Here is a 20,510-nt window from a genome sequence, read left to right as displayed (position 1 = left end):
CGATCACAGCTGCGTGCAACGCGCGTGTTCTCGGACGGCAGCGTGTAGGATGGGTTTCGCTGCAGCGAAACCCATCACGCCTCGACACGGGATCAATGATGGGTTTCGCTGCGCTCTACCCATCCTACATTTCTCTCGTTGCTATCGCAGTTCCATCGCAGCTTCTTCAAGGAAGCGCACCAATGCAACCGACCTGAACAGCCATTCAAGAAAGTTTCCTGGCTGTTCCTGCAACAGCTGATGGCGGCAGCCGTTGACCCCGCGGCAATGCAGAGCAAGGAGGAACAGATGAAGAAGTTGACTTACGCTCTTGCGGCGGCAGCGACGCTCGCGATCGGTGCCCCCTCCATCGCCAATGCAGCCGGCTTCGGCGTCTATGTCGGCGGCGACAGGGATTATTATGACGGTCCGCGCACACGCATCTACGAGCATGACCGCGGCTGGCACCGTGGCTGGTACCACCACGATGGCGACTATGACCGCGGCGTCGTGATCCGGCGATATCATCACTGGGACGACGATTAGTGCGGACCAGCACGATTGAGCAAGGAGGCCTCGCTGCGGCGGGGCCTTTTTGTTTTTGTCTTTGGACGCAGGGAGCCGCGACGGCGGCAGATGGATGTCATCAGGCGCGATGCGCGATCAAGACGGCGCTCGGCGACCGCCTGGATGGCTTCGACCCCAAGCGTGCCTTGCAGTGACGAGGCGGGCTACGAAGTCTTACCTGAAATACCCCAGCACGAGATCGACATCCGAATTGCTGGCGACGGTGCCGTTCAGCTCGGCGTCGATGACGCGGCGGCAGGCCGCGATCGCGGCGTGGTCGCCGAGATCGTTGGCGGCTTCCAGCACCAGCCAGGCCGCGTCGACGGACGCCTTTTCCGGCGCCGATCCGCCGACATCGGCGGTAACGGCTTTGTTAAGATTCTTGTTCTTGCGAACTGCGGTGCCGAATTGAGGCAACATGGCAAATACTCCCCTCTCGCTCAGTCCTGCTTAGTGGATCTGGAGCTCAGGCTGACGACCCGCATCAGCACCCGCACCGGTCTTGCGCGACTGGTAGAACTTCAGAATGCTGCGCGAGGTCTCGATCTTGAGCCGGCCGAACTCGCGCTCGTTGTCCTGGAGGTCGCGCGCCGTGATCAGATGATCCTTGGCGCCGAGGAACAGCAGCGACATCGTGGTGTCCCAGGAGAAGTCGAGCGCCTTGCACAGCACCAGGATCATCTCGCGGTTGCGGTCCATCAGCGCGCGCTCGATCACGTCGACCGGCAGCGACGACAGCAGCGACAGGCCGATCTGCACCTCGTCGAAACGGTGCTGGCGCGCGTAATTGGAAATCGAATCCTGGTTGAGGTTGCCCTGGCGGTATTGCGTCGTCACCACGCGTTTGGCGACGAAATAGCTGCGCGAGGACGGGCCGAACTTGGATTGGAGGTCGCCGGTGACGTCGGTCACCGAGCTCTGGATCTGCGGCATCATCTCGGGCCGCTCGCTCTCGAGGCGGCGACGGACGTCTTCCGACGCCTTCGAGATCAGCTGCTGGAAGATGTGCCGCGGCACGTCCTTGCGCAGGCCAAGCTGCTCGGCGAGAATCGAATCGCCTTCGGCGCGGCGGACCATGTGCAGCAGGCCCGAGCCGGAGAAGCGCGCGCCCTCGTTCTTCGCGACCGAGGTCACGACCTCCTGGTTGCCGCGCTTGACCAGCACGTCGGTCACGGCCTCGCCGATCTGCTCGCGCTGCGAGATCGCAAGCAGATGCGCCTGGCTCTTGGTCAGGGCGCTCTCGAGCAGCATTTTCTCGTCAATACGGGTGGAGTCGCGCAGCACCGGACCGGCGACCTCGATCTCATCGTCGAGGGCGAGCTTCTCGATGACGTTGAGCGGGGCGTGGTCGCAGGCCGCCATCAGCTCGGAGAGCTGCGCCCGCGCCGCCACCTCGATCTCGTCGGCGAGCCGGCCGATGACCTCGCCGAACATGCTGATCTCGTCGTCGCTGTAGCGGCCCGTGATCAGGATATCGGTCGCATGCCACAACGCCTTCGCACGGCTCTCGTCGGTGCCGCGCGCGATGGCGTCGTCCAGGTCCTGTAGAAGCGATTTCGCCCCGTCCATCTCGATACCCCAGTTCTTGGCCCAGTTCTTGGCGCGCCGCCCCGCCTCTGTCGGCAGGACACGGATTCCTCTGGGAGCAGACGTTAGAGATCAAACGCGAGAATTCAGTAAAATCGGCAAATCAGTTTTGCCGAGCAGAATTCATTCAAATGCGAGAGAGTGCGTTAGCCGGCGGCCAGGATGGGAAGCTGCCGCACAGGAGGTGCGCTCCCTCTCCCGCTCGCGGGAGAGGGTTGGGGAGAGGGTGTCTCCACAAAGGGACAATCTCCTAGAGGAAAGAGCCCTCACCCGGCGCTACGCGCCGACCTCTCCCGCAAGCGGGAGAGGTTAAGACCCTGCGGCTCGATCCGGGCAAACCAACTCCGCCCTCACGGATTCGACTGCGGCGTGAGGACCAGCGGCGGCTTCGGCCTGGGTTTTGCGGGCGGCGGGCCCGGAGCCGGCCGCACGTCGATCGGCGGCGGCAGGGGCGCGACCTGCTGGCTTGCGAGCGGCGGATTTGGAGCTGCGGGCGCGGCCTGCGGCGCCCTTGGCGTCGGCGCCGCCTTTGGCTTGGACGATGGCGCACGGCGGGGATCGCGGTCGGGCAGCGGCACGTCGGTCCGCGATGGCTCCGGCGCCGGATCGGGCGAGACCAGCGTCGGCAGCGCCGCGGTCGCCGGCGGTGGCTCGCCGCGCTCGATGGCGTCCAACCGGCGCGTCTCACGGTCGATGGTGCGCACCGCGAGCCATGACGACAGCGGCGCGACATCGACCGTGCGGTTCAGCTTGTCGGGAGGACCGGCCGCGAACAGCTGGATCTCCGGCGGCGCGCCGGAGAGCCCGGTCATGATCGGCGTCAGGCTGGCGCGGATATCGGCCTGGTCGGCGGGGATGTCGTAGCCGCCGGAGACGATGGCGCGGGCATTCTTCGCTTCCAGCGGCGTTGCGCCGACCCGCAGGCGCCCATCGCGGATGGTGAACGGAATCTGCGCCGAAGCGACCGCGATGGGAGCCGCCGACAACGCGGGCTCGACCAGCTGACGCAGGCGGTTGTCGTCGCTGACCTGGCCGCCGTCGCTGGCGCGGATGGCGATCTCGAAGGCGCGGGGATTGAGGCCAGAGATCTCGGCGGACTCGAGCGTCACCGTGCCGTTGCCGGCGAGCGCGCCGGTCAAGGCCGCGACGCTGCGGCCCTGGCTGGTCAGCGCCATCTGCAGCGAGGCGCGTCCCTTGGGCAGCGCCAGATCGCGGTAGCGCAGCGCCGCCGCATCGACATTGGCGAGCTCGATGCGCGCGCTCAACGCAAGACCCCCCGCGCCATTGCGTGCGTCAAGGCTCGCCGACATCTCACCGCCGCCAAGGCCGCCCTTGAGGCCATCGAGCGCGAGCGACTGGCCGTCGCTCCTGATGATGCCGCCGACGGGACGCAGCTCGATGCCGCCAGGCAGCGCGCCGCGCAGCGCCTGGAAGGCAATCCTGCCGCGCCAGGCACCGATCAGCCCCGCACCGAGCGGCTCGCCGGCATCATGTCCGGCAGCGCCGATCGCCATCGCGAGCGCCGGCATCAGATCGAGCGTATCGAGGCCGACTTCGCCCTCGACGCTCTTCTCCTGATCGAGCGTGACCGCGAGATGACCGCGCAAATGCGAGCCGGCTGCGCTGCTGTCGAGATCGTCAAGCGTCAGGCGATTGCCCGACAGCCCGACGCGCGCGGACAGGCTGACGCCCTGGACGGATTTGCCGGCCGGGCTGGCGCCGAACAGCGGCGCCAGATTGGCGTTGCGGACGCGCAGGTTCACGCTGCCTTTGGGCTCCGACAGTTCGACGCTGCCTTGCGCATCCGCGTCCAGCCCGCCGCCGCTCAGCCTGGCGTTCAACTGCAGCGGACGATGCCAGGCGCCGCTGATCTTGCTTTCGAATTGCGAGGCGCCCTCGCCCGCCGCCACGACGCGGTCGAGCCCGAGCGGCGCCAGCAATGCATTCGCCTGCGGCGTCGAGACTTTCGAGTCCAGCGTGAAGTCGCTGCTCCGCAACGTCTCGATATCGATGCCGCTGACGGCGGCGACCGGTGTCTGCGCGGTCAGCGTCGCGGTGGCCTTGAGCTGCGGCGCATCGAGATCGAGCACGGCGCGGGCGTTGCTGCGATCGGCATGCTCGGCATTCTTGTCGAGACTGAGGTCGAGCTTGAGGCGCGCCGCGCCGGGCAATGACGGGAGCGCATCGAAGCGGGCGCGCACCGACGGCGCAAACGGCTCGATCAGTGCGGTCAGCTCGCGCAGCGAATTGGCGGAGGATTTCAGCGCCAGTCTGCCGGTGGCATGCGTGCGATCGAAATTGCCGCTCGCCTCGGTAATGACGCCGCCGGCCCGACCGAACCGCAACTGCTCCAGCGACAGCGCCGCCGGGCCGTAGCCGAGCCTGGCCGTGAACGGCCGCAGCTCCTGGCCGGCGGAGATGGCGCGGCCGATATCGAGCGAGAGCTTTGCCTCTTCCGGCCATTCGCCTTGCGGCCCCGCGAGCGCGCGGACAAAACTTGCGGCGGCGTCGAGGTCGAGGCGATCGGCCTTGATCTCGGCGTCGATGCGCGAACCCTTGCTCGCGCCGGTCTGCACGAAGCCGATGCGGCCTTCGACGGCGCCGCCTTCGATCTCGGCTTTGAGGTGGTCGATGGCGAGATGGTTGGCGGCGATGGTGACGTCGCCGGCAAGGCGCAGCGGCCGCGTGCTGCGGCGGTTGATCTCGCTGCGGCCCTGGAGCCAGGCCACCAGCGTATCCGGATCGGAGGATTCGACGCTGAGGCGGCCGCTGAAACTGTCCGCGCCTGGCGTCGCACCGTTGAGCGACAGCTGCGTCATGCCGGGCGCGCGCAGCTCGAGCTTCTGAAAGGTCCAGGATCGTCCGTCGGTCGCAAGCTCGGCGGCGATGTTCTGGAGCGGACGGCCGCCGAGCATGATCTGGTCGGAGTTGAACTCGATCTGCGCCGGGATCGGCGCCTGCGGGATCGCAGCGAGCCCGGCGCGCAGCGCCGGCAGGATGCGCAGCGGCTCGGCATCGTCCTTGCCCGCGAGCTTGTCGGCATCGACCTGGCGCGCGGACAGCACCGCGCGCAGCAGCGGCGAGGCGCCGAACCTGAGATCGCCGACGCCGCCGAGTTTGAGCGCGCTGTCCTCACTGCCGAAGCTGGCATCGACCTGCTCGAACTTCGCCCCGGCTGGATCGGCCTTCAGTTTGGTGGTGAGCTTCCACGGCGTCGGCCCGGCCTCGCCCGGCTTTTTGGCCGCGGGCACCGCAAGCGTCAGCGCGCCGTCGAATTTCGGCTGGCGGTTGTCGAAAGCGAGCACGCCCTCGAGATCGGCAAGCATGGCGCGTTCGCCGGGCTCGATGTTGAGATGCAGACGGGTGGCGCTGCCGTCGGCGCTCGGGCCGGAGGAGATGCGGAACGGATAGCGGGTGCGCCCGACCGTGAAACTGCCGTCGCCGCGCACCGAGCCGGCGAGCGAGCGGACGTCGCCGGAGAAGGCGATGTCGCTCAGCTCCAGCGTCGAGCGGCTGGCGGCATCGTGCAGGGCGATGCGGCCGGTGAGATTCAGCCGCTCGATCGCGAGCGAGGCGAGATTGAAGGTGCCGCTGGCGGTCGAGGGCAGATCGACCCGGCCGCGCGCATCGAGGCCGAGATCGGCCGCCATGCCTCCCACCGAAAGTTCGGTGGCGCGCCATTCGCCGCGCATCAGCGAGCCCAGGCTGAACTCGACATCGAGCTTGTCGGCGCGCAGGCGGCCGAGATCGTTGTTGCCGCCGAACGTAACCGAGCGCAGCCGCAGCGTCGGCGTCGGCAGCAGCCGCGCGTCGAGCTCGCCCGCCACCCGCACCGGCACGCCGATGATCCTGACAGCCTCCGCCTCGAACTGGGGCCGGAACTGGTTCCAGTCGATGAAGTATGGCCCGATCAGCGCGGCCAAAAGCGCAATGATGAAGGCAATCGCCAGTCCGAGCAGCGTCGTCTGCACGGGTCTCCCCTCGGCCAAACCGGCCCGGGCCAAACCTGAGGGCCTCAGGCGCGCCGGAACAGCCCCTTATATAGGGGGAAGTGTGGCGAAGTCACAGCGACTGTTGCGCGCGGAGGTTAACGCGTCCGTCCTTCACCAACTCGCCGGCAGGCGCTTCAGGCCGCGCAGCACGAAGGTCGGGCGCCATTCCGGGTTCTCGACGTCATCGATCCGCAAGCCCGGCAGCCGCCGCAGCAGCGTCGCGATCGCGATCTCGGCCTCGATGCGCGCCAATTGGGCGCCGAGGCAGAAATGGATGCCGCCGCCGAACGACAGCGGCCTGACATTGGGACGGGTAATGTCGAGCCGGTCGGGCCTGTCAGGATAGACCGCGGGGTCGCGGTTGGCCGAACCGAGCAGGCAGAGCACGCTCTCGCCCCGCGGGATCTGCTTGCCGCCGAGGTCGACGTCTTCGAGCGCGACGCGTCCGGTCATCTGCACGGACGAATCGTAGCGCAAAAACTCCTCGACTGCGTTGACCATCAGCTCCGGCCGCGCCTTGAGCAGCGCGAGCTGGTCCGGATGGCGGTGGAGCGCGAGCAGGCCGTTGCCGATCAGGTTGACCGTGGTCTCGTGGCCGGCGCCGAACAACAGGATGATGTTGGCGGTCAGCTCCTCGTTGGTGAGCTTGTTGCCGTCTTCCTCGGCCTGCACCAGCTGGGTGGTGAGGTCGTCGCCGGGACTCTTGCGGCGCAGCTCGAACAGCTGCTGGAAATACATCTGCGCCATCATGTTGCCGGCGTTGCCCTTGGCGATTTCCTCCGGCGTGAGCGGCACCGGGTCGAGCAGCCGCCCGCCGTCGCGCGAGCTCTTGTAGAAGGTCTCGCGGTGCTCCTCGGGAATGCCGAGCATGTCGCAGATGATGGTCACGGGCAGGCGGAAGGCGAAATCCTCGATCAGGTCCATGTGGCCGCGGTCGATCACGGCATCGATGGTCTGGTCGACGATCTCCTGGATGCGCGGCCGCATGTCCTCGACCCGGCGGGCGGTGAAGGCCTTCACGACGAGACCGCGCAGACGGGTGTGATCGGGCGGATCGGCCTGCAGCATCCAGTGGCTCATGCTGCGGAACACCGGCTCGTTCATGATGTCGGGGCCGTAGCGGCGCTTGGTACGCTCGACGAAATCCTTGCCGAAACGCCTGTCGCGCATCACGAGGCTGACCTCGGCGTGACGGCTGGCGACGAACTGACCGAGTGGCGTCACGTGGACCGGATCGACCGTGCGCAGCCGGTCGTAGTGCGGATAGGGATCGCGGATGAAGTCCGGCGACAGCGGATTGAACAGCGGTCCGCCGGCGGGTTGCACTTGCTCGTTCATGGTGACCTCACATCGGTTGCCGCATGACACGATACGCGAGGCAGCCCCGGAGCCTTGCACGGAGCCTTGCGTAACCATCCCTGTCTATTATCAACTCGATACATTGTTGTATCGAGTTGCATTTTGCCCTAAACTCGTCCGATGTCAAGACTGAGAACCAGGCCGACCAGGGACGACACGCGCGATAAGCTGTTCGAGGCGGCCGCGCGCGTGTTCGAAGCGGACGGCATCGGCGGCGCCAGCATCGAGGCGATCGCGGCCGCCGCTGGCTTCACCCGCGGCGCGTTCTATTCCAATTTCAAGAGCAAGGACGAATTGATCATCGCCATGCTCGAGGACCATGTCGAGCAGTCGATCCGCCGCAACATGGACATCCTCGCCCAGCACGACAATCTCGACGATTTCATCGCGGCCTTGAAGGCGATGGATCGCAGCAGGCAGGATCCGCTCGGCCGCTCGCCGCTGCTGCACATGGAGATGATCCTGTTCGTCGCGCGCGCCGAAAAGCGCCGCCCAGAACTCGCCAAACGCCTGCGCGCGCGGCGCAAGCTCGTCGCCGACATTATCGAGGCGACCATGAAGAGCAGCGCGAAGCGCGACACGCTGAACCCGCCCTGGATCGCGTCCGTCGTGCTGGCGCTGGAAGACGGCTTCCGCCTGCACCGCCTGATCGATCCGGAGACGACGCCGGCCGACAGCTTCCTGCGCGCGATCACGGATTTGCGGCGCAGGACGGGACTGGCGTCGTCCTGACAACGCCGAGCTTCGCACCCGCGTGACATCTGCGTCACCGGAACCCGACGCAATCATATCGCGTGCATCTTCCACATCCCCCAACCTGCCAAAGGAACGTTTCAGCCTCTGCCACTTTATCCCGAGCCTGTTTTGGCAATTTGATAATCGGAGGAGACACTGATGAGGATTCTGAAATTGTCTGCGGCCGCAGCGGCGCTGCTGGCCGGTACGGCGCTCGCCGTGGCGCAGTCGAGCTCGACGGTCGGCACGGGCGGCTCGTCGGCTGGCGGCGGCACCAGCAACTCGACCGTCGGCACCGGCGGTTCGTCGGCTGGTTCCGGCAGCGGCTCGGGCTCGGCATCGACGCTCGGGACGGGCGGCTCGTCGGCAGGCGGCGGCACCAGCAGCTCGACGGTCGGCACCGGCGGCTCTGCAGCGGGCTCCGGCTCGGGTAGCGGCTCGGCCTCGACGCTCGGCACCGGCGGTTCGTCGGCTGGCAGCGGCAAGAGCTCTTCAAGCGTTGGCACGGGCGGCTCTGCGGCCGGATCCGGCTCGGGCAGCGGCTCGGCCTCGACCCTCGGCACCGGCGGTTCGTCGGCCGGCGGCGGCAAGAGCTCTTCAAGCCTCGGCACCGGCGGCTCCGCGGCAGGCTCCGGCTCCGGCTCCAACTCGGCATCGACTGTCGGCACCGGCGGCTCGTCAGCGGGCGGCGGCAAGAGCGGCTCGACCGTGGGAGCAGCCGGCTCGTCTGCGGGTCACGCCAGCGAGATGGGCATGGAGAAGGGCAAAGGCCACCACAAGGGCGAGATGAAGAAGGACAGGGACTGACGTTCTGGCCGGCGGAGCGGCAGCGATGCCGCTCCTTCGTCTTTGTTGGAGGAGAACTCGCATGATTAGATCAATCGTTGCGATCGCGGCGTTGGTCCTGATGGGCAGCGCTGCTCAGGCGGTAACAATGGAAAAAACCGGCAAGACGGCTTCGGGCGAGACCTGCAAGGTCACGGTCGAAAAACACGCCGACGGCAGCATCACTGCGATCGGCTCCTCAGGTTCAGGCACGACCGGCTCGTCCGCATCGAGCGGCTCGTTGTCGAGCTCGAGCTCGGCCGGTGGATCGTCGGTGCACATCCAGGCGGGCGGCGGCAACGTGTCGAGTTCGTCCTCGACTGCAGGCGGGCCCGGCTCGACCAGCGCAAGCACAGTGACCGTCAACGGCTGCACGATCTCGACATCGTCGCCATAAGGAAAGGACTGACAGATGAAAACATTGATCGCGACCTCTGCGGTCGCGTTGCTGGTCGCGGCTGCCTCGCCGCTATCGGCGCAAACCAGCATGACCGGCGGCACCGGCGGTTCGGCCGCCGCCGGCGGCACCTCGGCCACGACACTCGGCACCGGCGGCACCTCGACGTCGGCTTCGGGACAGACCGGCTCGTCCATCGCGGCAGGCGGCGGTGCCGCGGCCGTCAACGGCAGGGCGCAATCCGGCACCAGCATGAACAAGGGAAACGGCCCGGTGCTCAATTCCAACGCGCGTGCGCAAGCGCATGAGGGCGGCACCTTCAGCCGCTCCCACACCCGCACGAAAGTGAAGGCGGGCGAAGAGGTGGGATCGACCACCAAGACCATGTCGCATGTGCCGGGCTCCAAGCCGTCCATGTCGACGACGTCGACGAACGTGCGCTGAACAATCCTCACGAACTGCTGCCCGCAACGCGCGGGCAGCTCTTTTCATCGCAGAAGATCAGCCGCCGCTCAGCGTGCGGCTGATCCGGGTCACGACCGCATCCCATTGCCGCTTCTCGGCGGCCGGATAGTTGATCAGCACGCAATGCACGTAGCGGCTCCCGAAGTTGCAGCGATCGTACCAGATCTTGCCACGGCGGATGCTGGAGACCACGAAGAAGCGCGGCGCGACGCGCTTGTAGATGATGCCGGCCGGCGGGTTCTTCCTGGCGAGGAATGCGGCCGGCGAGCTGCCGTCATTCGGGACGGCCTGCACCGTGAGGTCCGCACGGCCGTCGCCGGTCCGGTATTTCACGCCGTATCCGTCAGGCTGTCCGGCCTTTTCGGTGAAGATGGATGCGGGAATGTCGACGCGGGTCCCGCTCTCGGGAATGCGATAGCTGCTCCAGCTCTCCGCACCGGCAGCAGCCGGCAACGCACAGAGCATGACAAGGATCGCGGCGGTCTTCTTCATCGTGTGGTGTTCTGTGCTGGCCGGCTGAACAACGCCGCTGGTCGCGACAACGTTGGCAATTGCAAGATGTTCCGATCCGGAGCGATCCGCTAGCGACCGCCTTTGCCCTTGTTCGTGGGCAACGGGCAATTCGTGCAGACCCTGTCGTCGCACATCCGGCAGATCGTGAAGCGATCCATCTCGGATGTGTCCTGCCTTGCCAGCAATGCGTGGATCAGGGTTTCGAGCCGCTTGGTTTCCGCCGGTGACAGCACATCGAGAAGCGACGCGACGGCTGAAATGCGGGACGTCATCAACTGGTTCCGGGTCGCGGCGCCCGTAGCGGTCAGGTGCAGGGCGATCTCGCGGCCGTCCTTTCCGGCACGGCGCTCGACGAGCCGGTCCGAAACCAGACGGTCCACCAGCCGGACAGTGCCGGAATGCGACAGGCCGAGGATGCGCCGCAGCTTGTCGTTGGTCATGCCCTGGCCATAGCCGATGACAACGAGCGCCGCGGGCGTTTCGCCGCCACGGCCGATGACCTCGCGCGCGCCCTGCTCGATCCGATCCATGACCGCGAGCGAGAGCGCTCCCAGCAAATTGGCGATTCCCGTTTCCATGCCCGCCACAATATGTGCGCTACGCACAAAAAACAACTTGACCAGACATGTGCGCTACGCACATATTTGGTCGCAGGAAGCAAAACATGGAGGATGACGATGAATCCGAGCAGCGCTGCACGAGCAACACCAACGGCCACCGCCGGTGAACCCGCCCTGAATTACGTCGAGGCCAATGGCGTGCGGTTCGCCTATCTCGAACAGGGGACCGGACCCCTCGTGATGTTCCTGCACGGATTTCCCGACAACGCCTGGTCATATCGCAAGCAGCTGCAGGTCTTCGCCGATGCCGGCTATCGCGCGGTCTCGCCGTTCCTGCGCGGCTACGCGCCGACCGCGATTCCTGCGGATGACATTTTCGACCCCATCGCGCTCGGCAGGGATCTCGAAGCGCTCATCGCGGCGCTGAGCGAAGACGGGCAAGCCTGCGTCGTCGGCATGGATTGGGGCGGCACGTCGACCTTCCAGGCGTTGGCCACGGCGCCATCGGCGATCAAGGCCGCGGTGGTGATGAACACGGCCCACCCGATCACGTTCTCGAGCATCAGGCGGGATCCCGACATCGTTCGATCCATCTTCCATGTCTACTTCTTCCAGCTGATCGGCGCCGAGTCGGCGGTCAATATCGAGGGACTCCCCTTCGTCGACTATCTCTGGAAGCTGTGGTCGCCGAGCTTTCACAACGAAGAGCATCTCCGTTCGGTCAAGGAGACGCTCAGCTCTCCCGGCACGATGGCGGCGGCCCTCAAATATTATGGAGGCCTCACCGAGGCAGGACGGATGGGCCGGCTGCCGATCGCTGACATGCACACGCCGACGCTGACGATCTATGGCAGCAACGATCCGACGGCGAAATATTCGGTCAAGGAAGAGCGGCTGTTCAAGGGACCGCACCGGCGCGTCGTGCTGCCTGACGTCGGGCACTTCCCGCACCTCGAGCGTGAAGCCGAAGTCACCGGCCTGATCATGGACTGGTTCAGGGCGCACCCATCCGACTGAACGCAATAGCGGACCGCCCGACGGCGCCGCACGATCGACCTCATGGATTCTCTCAGCAGGAGTGAGCGCAATGGACGCCGAGACACAGCAGAAACATGCAGAGACGTTTCACGCTCTTCACAGGACAACAGATCCGCTCGTTCTGTTCAACGCCTGGGACGCCGCCACCGCCAAGGCCATTGCGAAGACTGCTCCGGCCATCGCCACCAGTAGCGGAGCGGTCGCCTCCGCCCTCGGCTACGCCGACGGAGAGAACGTCCCGCTCGAAATGGTGGCCGACCTGGTGTCGCGGATCACCGCGACCGTCCCGGTTCCGGTGTCGATCGATCTGGAAGCGGGCTACGGCGACACCGCGGAGGCCGCCGCGACGTCGGCGACGACAATTCTGCAAGCCGGCGCCGTCGGCATCAATATCGAAGACGGGCTCGCCGACGGAAAGCGCCAGCTCGTCAGCCCCGAACAGCATGCCGCGAAGATCAAGGCGGTGCGAAACGCCGCCCAAGAGTTCGGCGTTCGCCTGTTCATCAATGCCAGGACCGATCCGTTTCTGCTGAAATTCGGATCGCCGGATGACTGCATGAACGAAGCGGCACGGCGCGCGAAGGTCTATGCCGACGCCGGCGCCGACGGCATTTTCGTTCCGGGCCTCACCGACCTCGCGCTGATCGAGAAATTCGTTCAGCTCACGACCCTGCCGGTCAACATCATGGTGACGCAAGGCGTTCCCGAAATCGCAGATCTCGCCCGCGTTGGCGTGCGCCGCGTGAGTCTTGGGCCGTGGCCCATGATGGCAGCGATGCGTGTCATCGGACAGGCCGCTGCGGAGATCGCCGCGAGCAGGCAATACGGCACGTTCCTGAAGCCGAACGCCTGAGCCGGCCTTTTAAAGCAGACGGTCGTTAATCCGGGCAACGCCACACGGCTTGTCCGGGAGCATGGGCTTGATGGCAATCCATTCAGAATCGGCGAGTTCGTACTGTATGGGTTCGGGCCCGCCGGTTTAGAGGCTTGAATCACCAGGGTCCGGCCAAGCGCAACGCTTCGGGCAGCCCCGGTTGGACGCCTACGGAGTAGAAGCGGACATCAGCCAACCGACAATCTCCGCTGAAACCGCCGAAAATGACCCATTGCGGTCTTCGTCGGAAGTAGCGAGATTGTCTGCTGTGCAATGTTCGAAAACGGTCTGGCCGGAGCCTATACCGCCGCTACGCCCTCAATCTCAATAAGCAGTCGCTCCGAGTAAAGGCGCGATACCTCAACGAGGGTCACCGCGGGAGCGACGGGCGGGCTCACCGAGTTGAAGAAACGATCGCGCACGCGTCGGTAGTCTGCCAATTTGCCCATGTCGCGCACGAAGACGGTAAGCTTCACCAAGTTTGCGGCAGTGCACCCGACGCTCTCAAGCGCCGTCGACAGGTTGCGGAATGCCTGCTCAGCTTGCCCTTCCATAATGTCCCCACCAACGACAGTGCCGCTGGCATCAACACCTGCCTGTCCGGCAATAAAGATCAAGCGATTACCGCGCACGTCAACAACATGGGAGTAGCCGGGCGGCTTTTCGAGGGCGGGTGGGTTCAGGTAACGGACGACAGCAGTGTCGGTCGGCATGGGGCAACTCCACGGAATTGGTGGCAGGCAATATGTCCCACGATCGACAGGCGTGTCCTTGCGAAGTGCGGTATTGAAGGGCAGCGAGACGCAACAAGTGATCACCGTGGAGCCGGAATGTGAGTAGATATGCCAAACTTGAGTTGGACGACATCGATCGTCGCATTATCGCCGAACTGCAGGCGGAAGCGCGACTGACCAATACTGAACTTGCTGATCGCGTCGGCCTTTCCCCGTCTCCGTGTCTACGGCGCGTGAAACGATTGACGGATGAGGGGGTCATCGCCGGATATCGCGCGGTACTCCATCGCAATCGTGTCGGTCTCGGTCTCACAGTGTTCCTCACCGTGACGATCGATCGGCACGCAAACGACCGCGCACTCGACTTCGAGCGTGCCGTGACCGCCATGCCAGAAGTGGTCGGATGTCACCTTGTGGCGGGTGAAGCGGACTACTTCCTAGAGGTCGTGGTACCCCACATGGAACGCTATCAGCAGCTCCTTGTCGGCAAACTGCTTGAGTTGCCAATTGTGCGCGACGTGCGCAGCAACATAGCCATCCAATCGCTCAAGGCCGATGCGCAACTTCCACTCGGACACTTCGATTTGGACAGAAAGTGAATGTCTGTTGTCACTTCCATCGCAACGAAAAGCACCGCCTACCGAAATGTCTTAAAGTGGCCCCAAGCGGATCATCCCGCACTGCTCGCGGCTGTCAGCTATTAACCCGGACCGGACGTCAGCACGTCGAATTGCAACCGATCAATTTAATTCGGTGGGTCGCCCGCAATCCGTCCAAACATTCGGAAATCATGATACTCACCTTTGAACCAAGCCTTCTGTCGAAGGGTACCCTCGTATCGAAATCCGGATTTTTCCAGGACCCGGTCTGACGCTGAGTTTCCGGGGAGCGTCCAAGCCTCGATGCGGTTAAGCCCAAAAATCTCGTGACCGCATGCCACCGTGGCGGAGACCGCCTCGGACATCAGGCCCTTTCCCCAAAATTGCGGGTGCAACTCGTACCCGATCTCGCCAGAACGCCATTTTTTCTCAAAGCTATTGAAGCGGATCGCGCCAATGAGGGATTCCGACTTTCGGTCTTCGATGATCCACGCGCAGCCCTTGCCGGAGGCGTAAAGCTTAACCATCCACCTTGCATACCGTTCGCTTTGAACTTTGCTGGGTTTATCCGGCCAATTTGAATGACGGGTTACTTCCGGTATCGACAGGAGTGCTCCGAAGGCGGTGGCATCTTTGGGCGTCATGGCGCGCAGCACTAGGCGCTTTGTGGACAGCGAGGGAAAATTCTTTCCTTTAGTCATCAACATCATGCACTCGCTTGTGGCGGCCAACATTTCGATACCAGCTTAGGGCACATTTCTGGGTTTGTTTAGTGGAAGGGGGCTGGCCCCCCTGTCAAAGTGAAGCGAATAGCTCACAGCAGACCTCGACCGATTCGAACGCGCAGGCTAGGTCCGGAAGTGGCCCATCGCGACATACAACGCTGCCGCATGAACTTGGTCACTCTAGGAGCAAAGCGGACGTAGTCACCCATCAGATGACGCCGCCGGGTCAGGTACACGGCCTACGCCGACCGCTTCACTGCAACGGCATCGACGGGCGCGAGCCGCCCCAGCATCGCCCTCGCCTGCTCGGCGCAGTGCTCGATCAGCCAGCGCTCGAAGGCGACCGGGGCGAGCGCGGGGGCGTAGAGGAAGCCTTGCACGACGTCGCAGCCGAGCTCGGCCAGCGTCCTGCGCTGGCCCTCGGTCTCGACGCCTTCGCCGACGACGGTCATGCCGAGGCCCTGGCCGACGCGCACCACGGCGGTGGCGATGGCGAGCGCGCCGGCGTCGCGTTCGATGTCGCGCATGAAACTGCGGTCGATCTTCAATTCGCGGATCGGCAGATGGGCGAGACGGCTGAGGCTGGAATAGCCGGTGCCGAAATCGTCGACCGACAGGCCGACGCCGAGCTCGCGGATCGCGTTCATGGTCTCGAGCGCAGCGACGCCATCCTGCATGAACGCACCCTCGGTGATCTCGAGCATCAAGGCCTCGGGCGGCAATTCGTATTCGGCGAGGATGTCCTTGAGCCGCGCGGCCAGCGTGACGTTGCGGAAGTTGATCGGCGACAGGTTCACCGAGACGCAGGGGATGTTGAGCCCGGCGCGGCGCCAGCTCGCCATCTGGCGGCAGGCCTCGCGCACCGACCACAGGCCGATCTGCTCGATCAGGCCGCACTCCTCGGCGAGCGGAATGAATTTTGCCGGCGAGACGTCGCCGAGCACGGCATCATGCCAGCGCGCCAACGCCTCGACGCCGTGGATGGCGCCGTCGCAGCTGCGGATCTGCGGCTGGTAGCTGAGGCTGAGTGCGCCCTCGGCGATGGCGCGACGCAACGCCGCGATCAGCGCCAGCCGCTGCTCGGTAAGCCCGTTCATCTCGGCATTGAAGATGCGATGGGTCGAACGTCCCGCCTGCTTGGCCATGTACATCGCAGCGTCGGCCTGCTGCATCAACGTGTCGATGTCGGTAGCGTGATCGGGATAGAGACTGATGCCGATGCTGGCCGACATCGGCATCAACTTCGATCCGAGCCGCAACGGCGCGGCCAGCGCCTCCGCGATCCCAGCTGCGACGCGCTCGGCGTCCTCGGCATTGCGCTGCGGCAGCAGGATGACGAATTCGTCGCCGCCGAGCCGGCCCAGCATGTCCTGGGGGCCGATATGCTCGCGCAGGCGCTGCGCCAGCTGGATCAGCAGCTCGTCGCCGGCGGCATGACCGAGCGTGTCGTTGACGTCCTTGAAATGGTCGACGTCGAGGAAGGCCAGCGCGACATGGCTGCCGGTCGAGCAGGCATCGATCGCAGTGGTGATCAGGTGCCGCAGCTGCGCGCGGTTCGGCAGGCCGGTGAGGATGTCGTGATAGGCGAGCCGCGCGATCTCGGCGCGTGCCTCCTTGCGCTCGATCGCGAAGGCGCCGAGATCGACGCAGGCCTCGACGATGCGGCGGTGCCAGGTGCTCGGCGCGCGCGGCTCCCGATAGTAGAAGGCGAAGGTGGCGATGACCCGGCCGTCCTTGGCCTTGACCGGGGTCGACCAGCAGGCGCGCAGGCCGACCGCGAGCGGCATGGTCTTGTAAGGCTGCCAGCGCGGATCGGTGTCGATGTCGGTCGCCAGCACCGGCTCGCCATAGAAGGCGGCCGTGCCGCAGGAGCCGACATCGGGACCGATCGCGATGCCGTCCAGCGCGCGGGAATAATTCTCGGGCAGACTGGGGCCGCCGAGCGGATGGACCAGGCCCGCGGCATCGACGTGAAGCAGCGAGCAGACGACGTCGGGCGCGATCTCCTCGACGCGGCGGCACAGCCGGTCGGCGATCTCGGTGATCGGAACCTCGTCGGCGAGCGCGCTCATGATGAGCTGCTGGAGCGAGCGCAGCTGCTTGGTCTCGGTGATATCCTCAAGCAGCGCGAAGATGTGCCTGACCCGGCCCTTCCTGTCCCGGAAGGCGTCGATCCGGGCGCAGACCCAGATCTCCTCGCCGTTCTTGTCGTAGGCGAGCACTTCGGCCTCGCCGCGACGGCCGCCATGTATTAGGCGATTGACGAGCCTTGCGACGGTCTTGCGATCGGTGTGGCGGCCGGCGATGAGCTCGCCTGCATGGCGCGCCTCGGCCTCCTCGCTGGTGTAGCCGAACAGCGTCGTGAACGCCGAGTTGACATAGACAATGTTCTGCTCGACGTCGGTGATGATCACTGCGCGATTGGTCTGGTCCGCAACCGTGTCGAGGAGACCGATCCGCGCGCGGCGTTCGGCCTCGATGGTGACGTCGCGCGCGAACACGATGTGATGGACCGCGCCGTCGATGGTCACGGACGAGAGCGCGACACTCGCCCTGATGCGGCTGCCGTCCCGGCGCATAAGGCTGATCTCGTCGCGGAAGTCGGCAACCGGATCGGCCTGGAGGCAGTTCAGCGTGAGAATTTCGGCATCGCGGCCGAGCACCTCGGCGCGTTCCAGCTTCCAGATCCGCTCCGCGGCGCCGTTGAAATGCGTGATGCGATGCGCGCCGTCGACGATAACGATGCCGTCGTCGGCGCATTCGAGCGCGGCGCGCAGCACATCCGGAATTTCTGTGACAAGACAATCGGAGGCGGACATCGTTCGACCCGGCGGAACACGGCAATCGGCCCGAAGCTAACGCTTCGATGGTGTCCAAGACGTTTTTTACACCCCGTCGCCTGTCGCCCAAGCCGCGACATGCTTAACGTTCGGCGAAAACCGCGAGGATATCTTGATGTGCACGGAACCTATTCAGCGCGGATTTCCGCCCGGAGCTTGTGCAGCCGGCCGGCCACGGCTCGCACCTTGCGCGGCGCGGCCTGCCAGATCGCGAACGCCGATAATCCGCTCACCACGATCGCGATGCCAAAGGCGAGCGTGTAATCGCCGGTGCGGTCATAGAGAAACCCCGTGAGCCATGGGCCGGCCGCCCCGCCCGCCAGCGCTGCGAGCATGATCGTGCCGAAAATGCTGCCCTGGTGCTTGCCCTGAAATATCTCGAACACCACCGCGCCCATGATCGAGGTGAGGCCGTAACCGAGGGCGCCTTGCGTGAACACCATGAGGTAGACCAGCCACAGCGATGGCTGGAACTTCAGCGCCATCAGCGCCGCAAAACAGATCGCAAAGCCGGCGCAGCTGATTGCCCAGACCCATTCCCGCCCGATTCGGTCGGAGACATGGCCGAGCCATATCTGGCCGGGAATGCCGAGCAGGCTGACGATGCCCAGTGCCCACACGGCGACACCCGGGCTGAAGCCGATGTCGAGCAGGAATTTGGTCTGGTGCACCTGCACCGCGTACCAGATGTACAGGCCGCAGAAATAACCGAGCGCGATCCACCAGAAGCGCGCGGTCGCAACTGCACGGGCGAGCGTCCACTCGGTGCCGACCCAGACGGGATCGACGACGTTGGAGACCGGTGGCGCCGCGCCCGCGGCCGGAGCGGCATCGCCGTCCGGCTGCAGGCCAATGTCCTCGGGACGCTTGCGCAGCAGCAGATTGATCGGCGCCAGCACGAGCAAGATGAGCAGGCCCATCGCGGTGCAGGCGGTACGCCAGCCGGTCTGCTCGATCATATGCTGCACCCAGGGCAGCAGTGTCACCGAGCCGAGGCCGACGCCGGCAAAGGCGATGCCGATGGCGAAGCCGCGCGTGCGGATGAACCAGTTCGGCAGGAACAGCGACTGGCCGGAATAGCCGAGGCAGACGCTGCCGGCGCCCACCATGACGCCGAGCGTGACGTAGAGATGCCAGGGCTGGCTGGTGAGCGGGGCGAGCAGCATGCCTCCGCCCATGAGCGCGACGCCGAGCTCCATCACCGCGCGGGGACCGGCGCGGTCCATCAGCCGGCCGATCAGCGGGCTCGCCACGCCGGAAGCCACGAAGCCGAAGGAGAACGCGCCCGCGGTGACGCCGCGCTCCCAGCCGAACTCGGAGATGATGGGCGGAAAGAACAGCGAGAACGCGGTGCGCGCGTTGACGCCGATGGCCATGGTGACGAAGGTCACGGCGACCATGACCCAGCCGTAGAAGAACGGAAGCCGCATCGTATGTTTCACCCCTGGACCATCTTACCGATCATCCGGGGCTGTTTGGGTCAAGCGATTTTCGCGCATGCACGTTTGAGGGGGCATTCGCGACAAAAGGAGCGTGGCAGGCGGCCTTTGTTTTGGCCATCCTTCGACACGTCCGCTTCGCGGGCTCCTCGGGATGAGGACGGAGTGCGCGGCAGCAGTTTCAAAAGGCACAGGTGCCGCTGAGCCTCATCCTGAGGAGACCGCGATGCGGTCGCCTCGAAGGACGAGGCGCGCGCTCAGGCTGCGTCGGGACGTTCAGGGCGGTGGACCGGCTTTAGGGCCGCCGCGTCCAGCGCTCGGCGTTGACGGCGCCATGCGGGACCTCGCCCTTGATGATGGCTTCGACCTGCCGCACGGTTTCGAGCGACTGATATTCGATCGCCTGTGGCGTCAGACCGCCCACATGCGGAGTGGCGATGACGTTTGGCAGTTTCGCCAGTTCCGGCGTCGGCATCTGGTCCGGCGCGCGGCCGACATCCATCGCGGCGCCGGCGATGCGGTTCTCCAGCAGCGCCTTCGCAAGCGCGGCCTCGTCGACGAGATTGCCGCGGGAGAGATTGATGAAGACGGCGTGCTTCTGCATGCGCGCCAACGCCGCTTCTCCGATCAGGTTTTCGGTCTGCTCGTTGGCAATGGCGAGGCAGACGACGTAGTCCGACGCGGCCAGCAGTTCGTCGAGATTGACGTGCCGGATCGCGGGGTCGCCGACATCGGCGAAGGGATCGGCGACCAGCACCTCCATGCGCAGCACTTTTGCCACTTGAGCAAGGTAGCGCCCGATGCTGCCATAGCCGATGATGCCGATCCGGCTGCCGGCGAGCTGGCGGCCCATCCGCGCCTCCACCTTGCGGCCGGCGTGGTAGTCGGCCGTCGCCCGCGACACGCCGCGGGAGAGATCGACCATGAAGCCGAGCGCGAGCTCGGCGACCGCCTGCACGAAGCCCGGACCGGCACGGGTCACGAGCACGCCGGCTTGCGAGGCCGCATCGACATCGACGTTGCGGATGTCGACGGCGCAGCGGACGAAGGCGGAGAGGCGCGGCAGCTGCGCAAAGATCTCGCCGCGTCCCTCGGTCATGCGATCGGCGACGATGATGTCGGCATCCTTCGCCGCATTCACGAGGCTCGCCGAATCGAGTACCTGATCGCCCTCGTGCAGGATCACGTCCGCGATTGCGCGCAGGCCGTTCAGGCTGCGATCGCCGTAATAATTGCGGCGCATCTCCGGCGTATGGGCGAGCAGGACCTTCACGACAAGACT

19 protein-coding genes are annotated in these 20,510 nt (G+C 65.4%); 7 read left to right on the top strand and 12 right to left on the bottom strand.

What is annotated here, in order from left to right; all coding sequences use genetic code 11:
- The first annotated feature begins 288 nt into the window (after nucleotides 1-288).
- A complete protein-coding gene (locus tag JJB99_RS10905; protein ID WP_200498767.1) occupies nucleotides 289-525 on the top strand; it encodes a hypothetical protein in 237 nt (78 codons plus the stop codon).
- A gap of 195 nt (nucleotides 526-720) precedes the next feature.
- Here JJB99_RS10905 and JJB99_RS10900 read toward each other — a convergent pair whose 3' ends face one another.
- The 4 genes from JJB99_RS10900 to JJB99_RS10885 form a co-directional block, all read right to left on the bottom strand.
- Entirely contained in the window at nucleotides 721-966 is a 246-nt protein-coding gene (locus JJB99_RS10900; protein ID WP_200498766.1) for a hypothetical protein, read from the bottom strand.
- A 30-nt stretch (nucleotides 967-996) separates the two neighbouring features.
- Nucleotides 997-2,115, bottom strand: a complete 1,119-nt coding sequence (locus JJB99_RS10895; RefSeq protein WP_200498765.1) for a DUF2336 domain-containing protein — start codon at nucleotides 2,113-2,115, stop codon at nucleotides 997-999.
- 368 nt (nucleotides 2,116-2,483) lie between these two features.
- Nucleotides 2,484-6,104, bottom strand: coding sequence for an AsmA family protein (locus JJB99_RS10890; RefSeq protein ID WP_200498764.1), 3,621 nt, complete (start codon nucleotides 6,102-6,104; stop codon nucleotides 2,484-2,486).
- A 132-nt stretch (nucleotides 6,105-6,236) separates the two neighbouring features.
- Complete coding sequence (locus JJB99_RS10885) at nucleotides 6,237-7,463, bottom strand: cytochrome P450 (RefSeq protein ID WP_200498763.1); 1,227 nt, start codon at nucleotides 7,461-7,463, stop codon at nucleotides 6,237-6,239.
- 141 nt (nucleotides 7,464-7,604) lie between these two features.
- Between JJB99_RS10885 and JJB99_RS10880 the strand changes: the two genes are divergently transcribed.
- Complete coding sequence (locus JJB99_RS10880; RefSeq protein WP_200498762.1) at nucleotides 7,605-8,216, top strand: TetR/AcrR family transcriptional regulator; 612 nt, start codon at nucleotides 7,605-7,607, stop codon at nucleotides 8,214-8,216.
- 162 nt (nucleotides 8,217-8,378) lie between these two features.
- Nucleotides 8,379-9,026, top strand: coding sequence for a hypothetical protein (locus JJB99_RS10875; RefSeq protein WP_200498761.1), 648 nt, complete (start codon nucleotides 8,379-8,381; stop codon nucleotides 9,024-9,026).
- Between the two features lie 114 nt (nucleotides 9,027-9,140).
- On the opposite strand, the gene JJB99_RS10870 is transcribed toward JJB99_RS10875, so the two are convergent.
- Nucleotides 9,141-9,419, bottom strand: a complete 279-nt coding sequence (locus JJB99_RS10870; RefSeq protein ID WP_200498760.1) for a hypothetical protein — start codon at nucleotides 9,417-9,419, stop codon at nucleotides 9,141-9,143.
- Nucleotides 9,420-9,456: 37 nt separating this feature from the next.
- Between JJB99_RS10870 and JJB99_RS10865 the strand changes: the two genes are divergently transcribed.
- Nucleotides 9,457-9,885, top strand: a complete 429-nt coding sequence (locus JJB99_RS10865) for a hypothetical protein (RefSeq protein ID WP_200498759.1) — start codon at nucleotides 9,457-9,459, stop codon at nucleotides 9,883-9,885.
- Between the two features lie 57 nt (nucleotides 9,886-9,942).
- Here the strand turns inward: JJB99_RS10865 and JJB99_RS10860 are convergent, their stop codons facing one another.
- Together JJB99_RS10860 and JJB99_RS10855 are read right to left on the bottom strand one after the other, a co-directional pair.
- Complete coding sequence (locus JJB99_RS10860; RefSeq protein WP_200498758.1) at nucleotides 9,943-10,398, bottom strand: hypothetical protein; 456 nt, start codon at nucleotides 10,396-10,398, stop codon at nucleotides 9,943-9,945.
- Between the two features lie 89 nt (nucleotides 10,399-10,487).
- Nucleotides 10,488-10,997, bottom strand: a complete 510-nt coding sequence (locus JJB99_RS10855; protein ID WP_200498757.1) for a MarR family winged helix-turn-helix transcriptional regulator — start codon at nucleotides 10,995-10,997, stop codon at nucleotides 10,488-10,490.
- A 99-nt stretch (nucleotides 10,998-11,096) separates the two neighbouring features.
- Here JJB99_RS10855 and JJB99_RS10850 point away from each other — a divergent pair, with 99 nt between their 5' ends.
- Complete coding sequence (locus JJB99_RS10850) at nucleotides 11,097-11,996, top strand: alpha/beta fold hydrolase (RefSeq protein ID WP_200498756.1); 900 nt, start codon at nucleotides 11,097-11,099, stop codon at nucleotides 11,994-11,996.
- A 70-nt stretch (nucleotides 11,997-12,066) separates the two neighbouring features.
- A complete protein-coding gene (locus JJB99_RS10845; RefSeq protein ID WP_200498755.1) occupies nucleotides 12,067-12,870 on the top strand; it encodes an isocitrate lyase/PEP mutase family protein in 804 nt (267 codons plus the stop codon).
- Nucleotides 12,871-13,190: 320 nt separating this feature from the next.
- Here JJB99_RS10845 and JJB99_RS10840 read toward each other — a convergent pair whose 3' ends face one another.
- Nucleotides 13,191-13,604 (bottom strand): RidA family protein, encoded by a 414-nt coding sequence (locus JJB99_RS10840; protein ID WP_200498754.1) that lies wholly within the window; start codon nucleotides 13,602-13,604, stop codon nucleotides 13,191-13,193.
- A gap of 119 nt (nucleotides 13,605-13,723) precedes the next feature.
- Between JJB99_RS10840 and JJB99_RS10835 the strand changes: the two genes are divergently transcribed.
- Nucleotides 13,724-14,224: an Lrp/AsnC family transcriptional regulator gene (locus JJB99_RS10835; RefSeq protein WP_200498753.1), complete on the top strand. Its 501-nt coding sequence runs from the start codon at nucleotides 13,724-13,726 to the stop codon at nucleotides 14,222-14,224.
- A gap of 146 nt (nucleotides 14,225-14,370) precedes the next feature.
- On the opposite strand, the gene JJB99_RS10830 is transcribed toward JJB99_RS10835, so the two are convergent.
- The 4 genes from JJB99_RS10830 to JJB99_RS10815 form a co-directional block, all read right to left on the bottom strand.
- Complete coding sequence (locus JJB99_RS10830; protein ID WP_246775196.1) at nucleotides 14,371-14,934, bottom strand: GNAT family N-acetyltransferase; 564 nt, start codon at nucleotides 14,932-14,934, stop codon at nucleotides 14,371-14,373.
- A gap of 254 nt (nucleotides 14,935-15,188) precedes the next feature.
- Nucleotides 15,189-17,768, bottom strand: coding sequence for an EAL domain-containing protein (locus JJB99_RS10825; RefSeq protein ID WP_200498752.1), 2,580 nt, complete (start codon nucleotides 17,766-17,768; stop codon nucleotides 15,189-15,191).
- Between the two features lie 149 nt (nucleotides 17,769-17,917).
- A complete protein-coding gene (locus JJB99_RS10820) occupies nucleotides 17,918-19,219 on the bottom strand; it encodes an MFS transporter (protein WP_200498751.1) in 1,302 nt (433 codons plus the stop codon).
- Nucleotides 19,220-19,523: 304 nt separating this feature from the next.
- Nucleotides 19,524-20,501: an NAD(P)-dependent oxidoreductase gene (locus tag JJB99_RS10815; protein ID WP_200498750.1), complete on the bottom strand. Its 978-nt coding sequence runs from the start codon at nucleotides 20,499-20,501 to the stop codon at nucleotides 19,524-19,526.
- Nucleotides 20,502-20,510: the final 9 nt, after the last annotated feature.

This window comes from Bradyrhizobium diazoefficiens (assembly GCF_016616235.1).
In the GTDB taxonomy this organism is placed as follows: domain Bacteria; phylum Pseudomonadota; class Alphaproteobacteria; order Rhizobiales; family Xanthobacteraceae; genus Bradyrhizobium; species Bradyrhizobium diazoefficiens_H.
The sequence above is the reverse complement of the archived record's forward strand: the minus strand, read 5'-3'. Positions and strand labels throughout refer to the sequence as shown.

Coding starts and splice junctions, on each gene's coding strand:
- JJB99_RS10845 (WP_200498755.1), top strand. CDS start 12,067: ATGGACGCCGAGACACAGCAGAAACATGCAGAGACGTTTCACGCTCTT.
- JJB99_RS10850 (WP_200498756.1), top strand. CDS start 11,097: ATGAATCCGAGCAGCGCTGCACGAGCAACACCAACGGCCACCGCCGGT.
- JJB99_RS10875 (WP_200498761.1), top strand. CDS start 8,379: ATGAGGATTCTGAAATTGTCTGCGGCCGCAGCGGCGCTGCTGGCCGGT.
- JJB99_RS10860 (WP_200498758.1), bottom strand. CDS start 10,398: ATGAAGAAGACCGCCGCGATCCTTGTCATGCTCTGTGCGTTGCCGGCT.
- JJB99_RS10905 (WP_200498767.1), top strand. CDS start 289: ATGAAGAAGTTGACTTACGCTCTTGCGGCGGCAGCGACGCTCGCGATC.
- JJB99_RS10830 (WP_246775196.1), bottom strand. CDS start 14,934: ATGATGTTGATGACTAAAGGAAAGAATTTTCCCTCGCTGTCCACAAAG.
- JJB99_RS10820 (WP_200498751.1), bottom strand. CDS start 19,219: ATGCGGCTTCCGTTCTTCTACGGCTGGGTCATGGTCGCCGTGACCTTC.
- JJB99_RS10895 (WP_200498765.1), bottom strand. CDS start 2,115: ATGGACGGGGCGAAATCGCTTCTACAGGACCTGGACGACGCCATCGCG.
- JJB99_RS10885 (WP_200498763.1), bottom strand. CDS start 7,463: ATGAACGAGCAAGTGCAACCCGCCGGCGGACCGCTGTTCAATCCGCTG.
- JJB99_RS10855 (WP_200498757.1), bottom strand. CDS start 10,997: ATGGAAACGGGAATCGCCAATTTGCTGGGAGCGCTCTCGCTCGCGGTC.
- JJB99_RS10900 (WP_200498766.1), bottom strand. CDS start 966: ATGTTGCCTCAATTCGGCACCGCAGTTCGCAAGAACAAGAATCTTAAC.
- JJB99_RS10880 (WP_200498762.1), top strand. CDS start 7,605: ATGTCAAGACTGAGAACCAGGCCGACCAGGGACGACACGCGCGATAAG.
- JJB99_RS10825 (WP_200498752.1), bottom strand. CDS start 17,768: ATGTCCGCCTCCGATTGTCTTGTCACAGAAATTCCGGATGTGCTGCGC.
- JJB99_RS10840 (WP_200498754.1), bottom strand. CDS start 13,604: ATGCCGACCGACACTGCTGTCGTCCGTTACCTGAACCCACCCGCCCTC.
- JJB99_RS10865 (WP_200498759.1), top strand. CDS start 9,457: ATGAAAACATTGATCGCGACCTCTGCGGTCGCGTTGCTGGTCGCGGCT.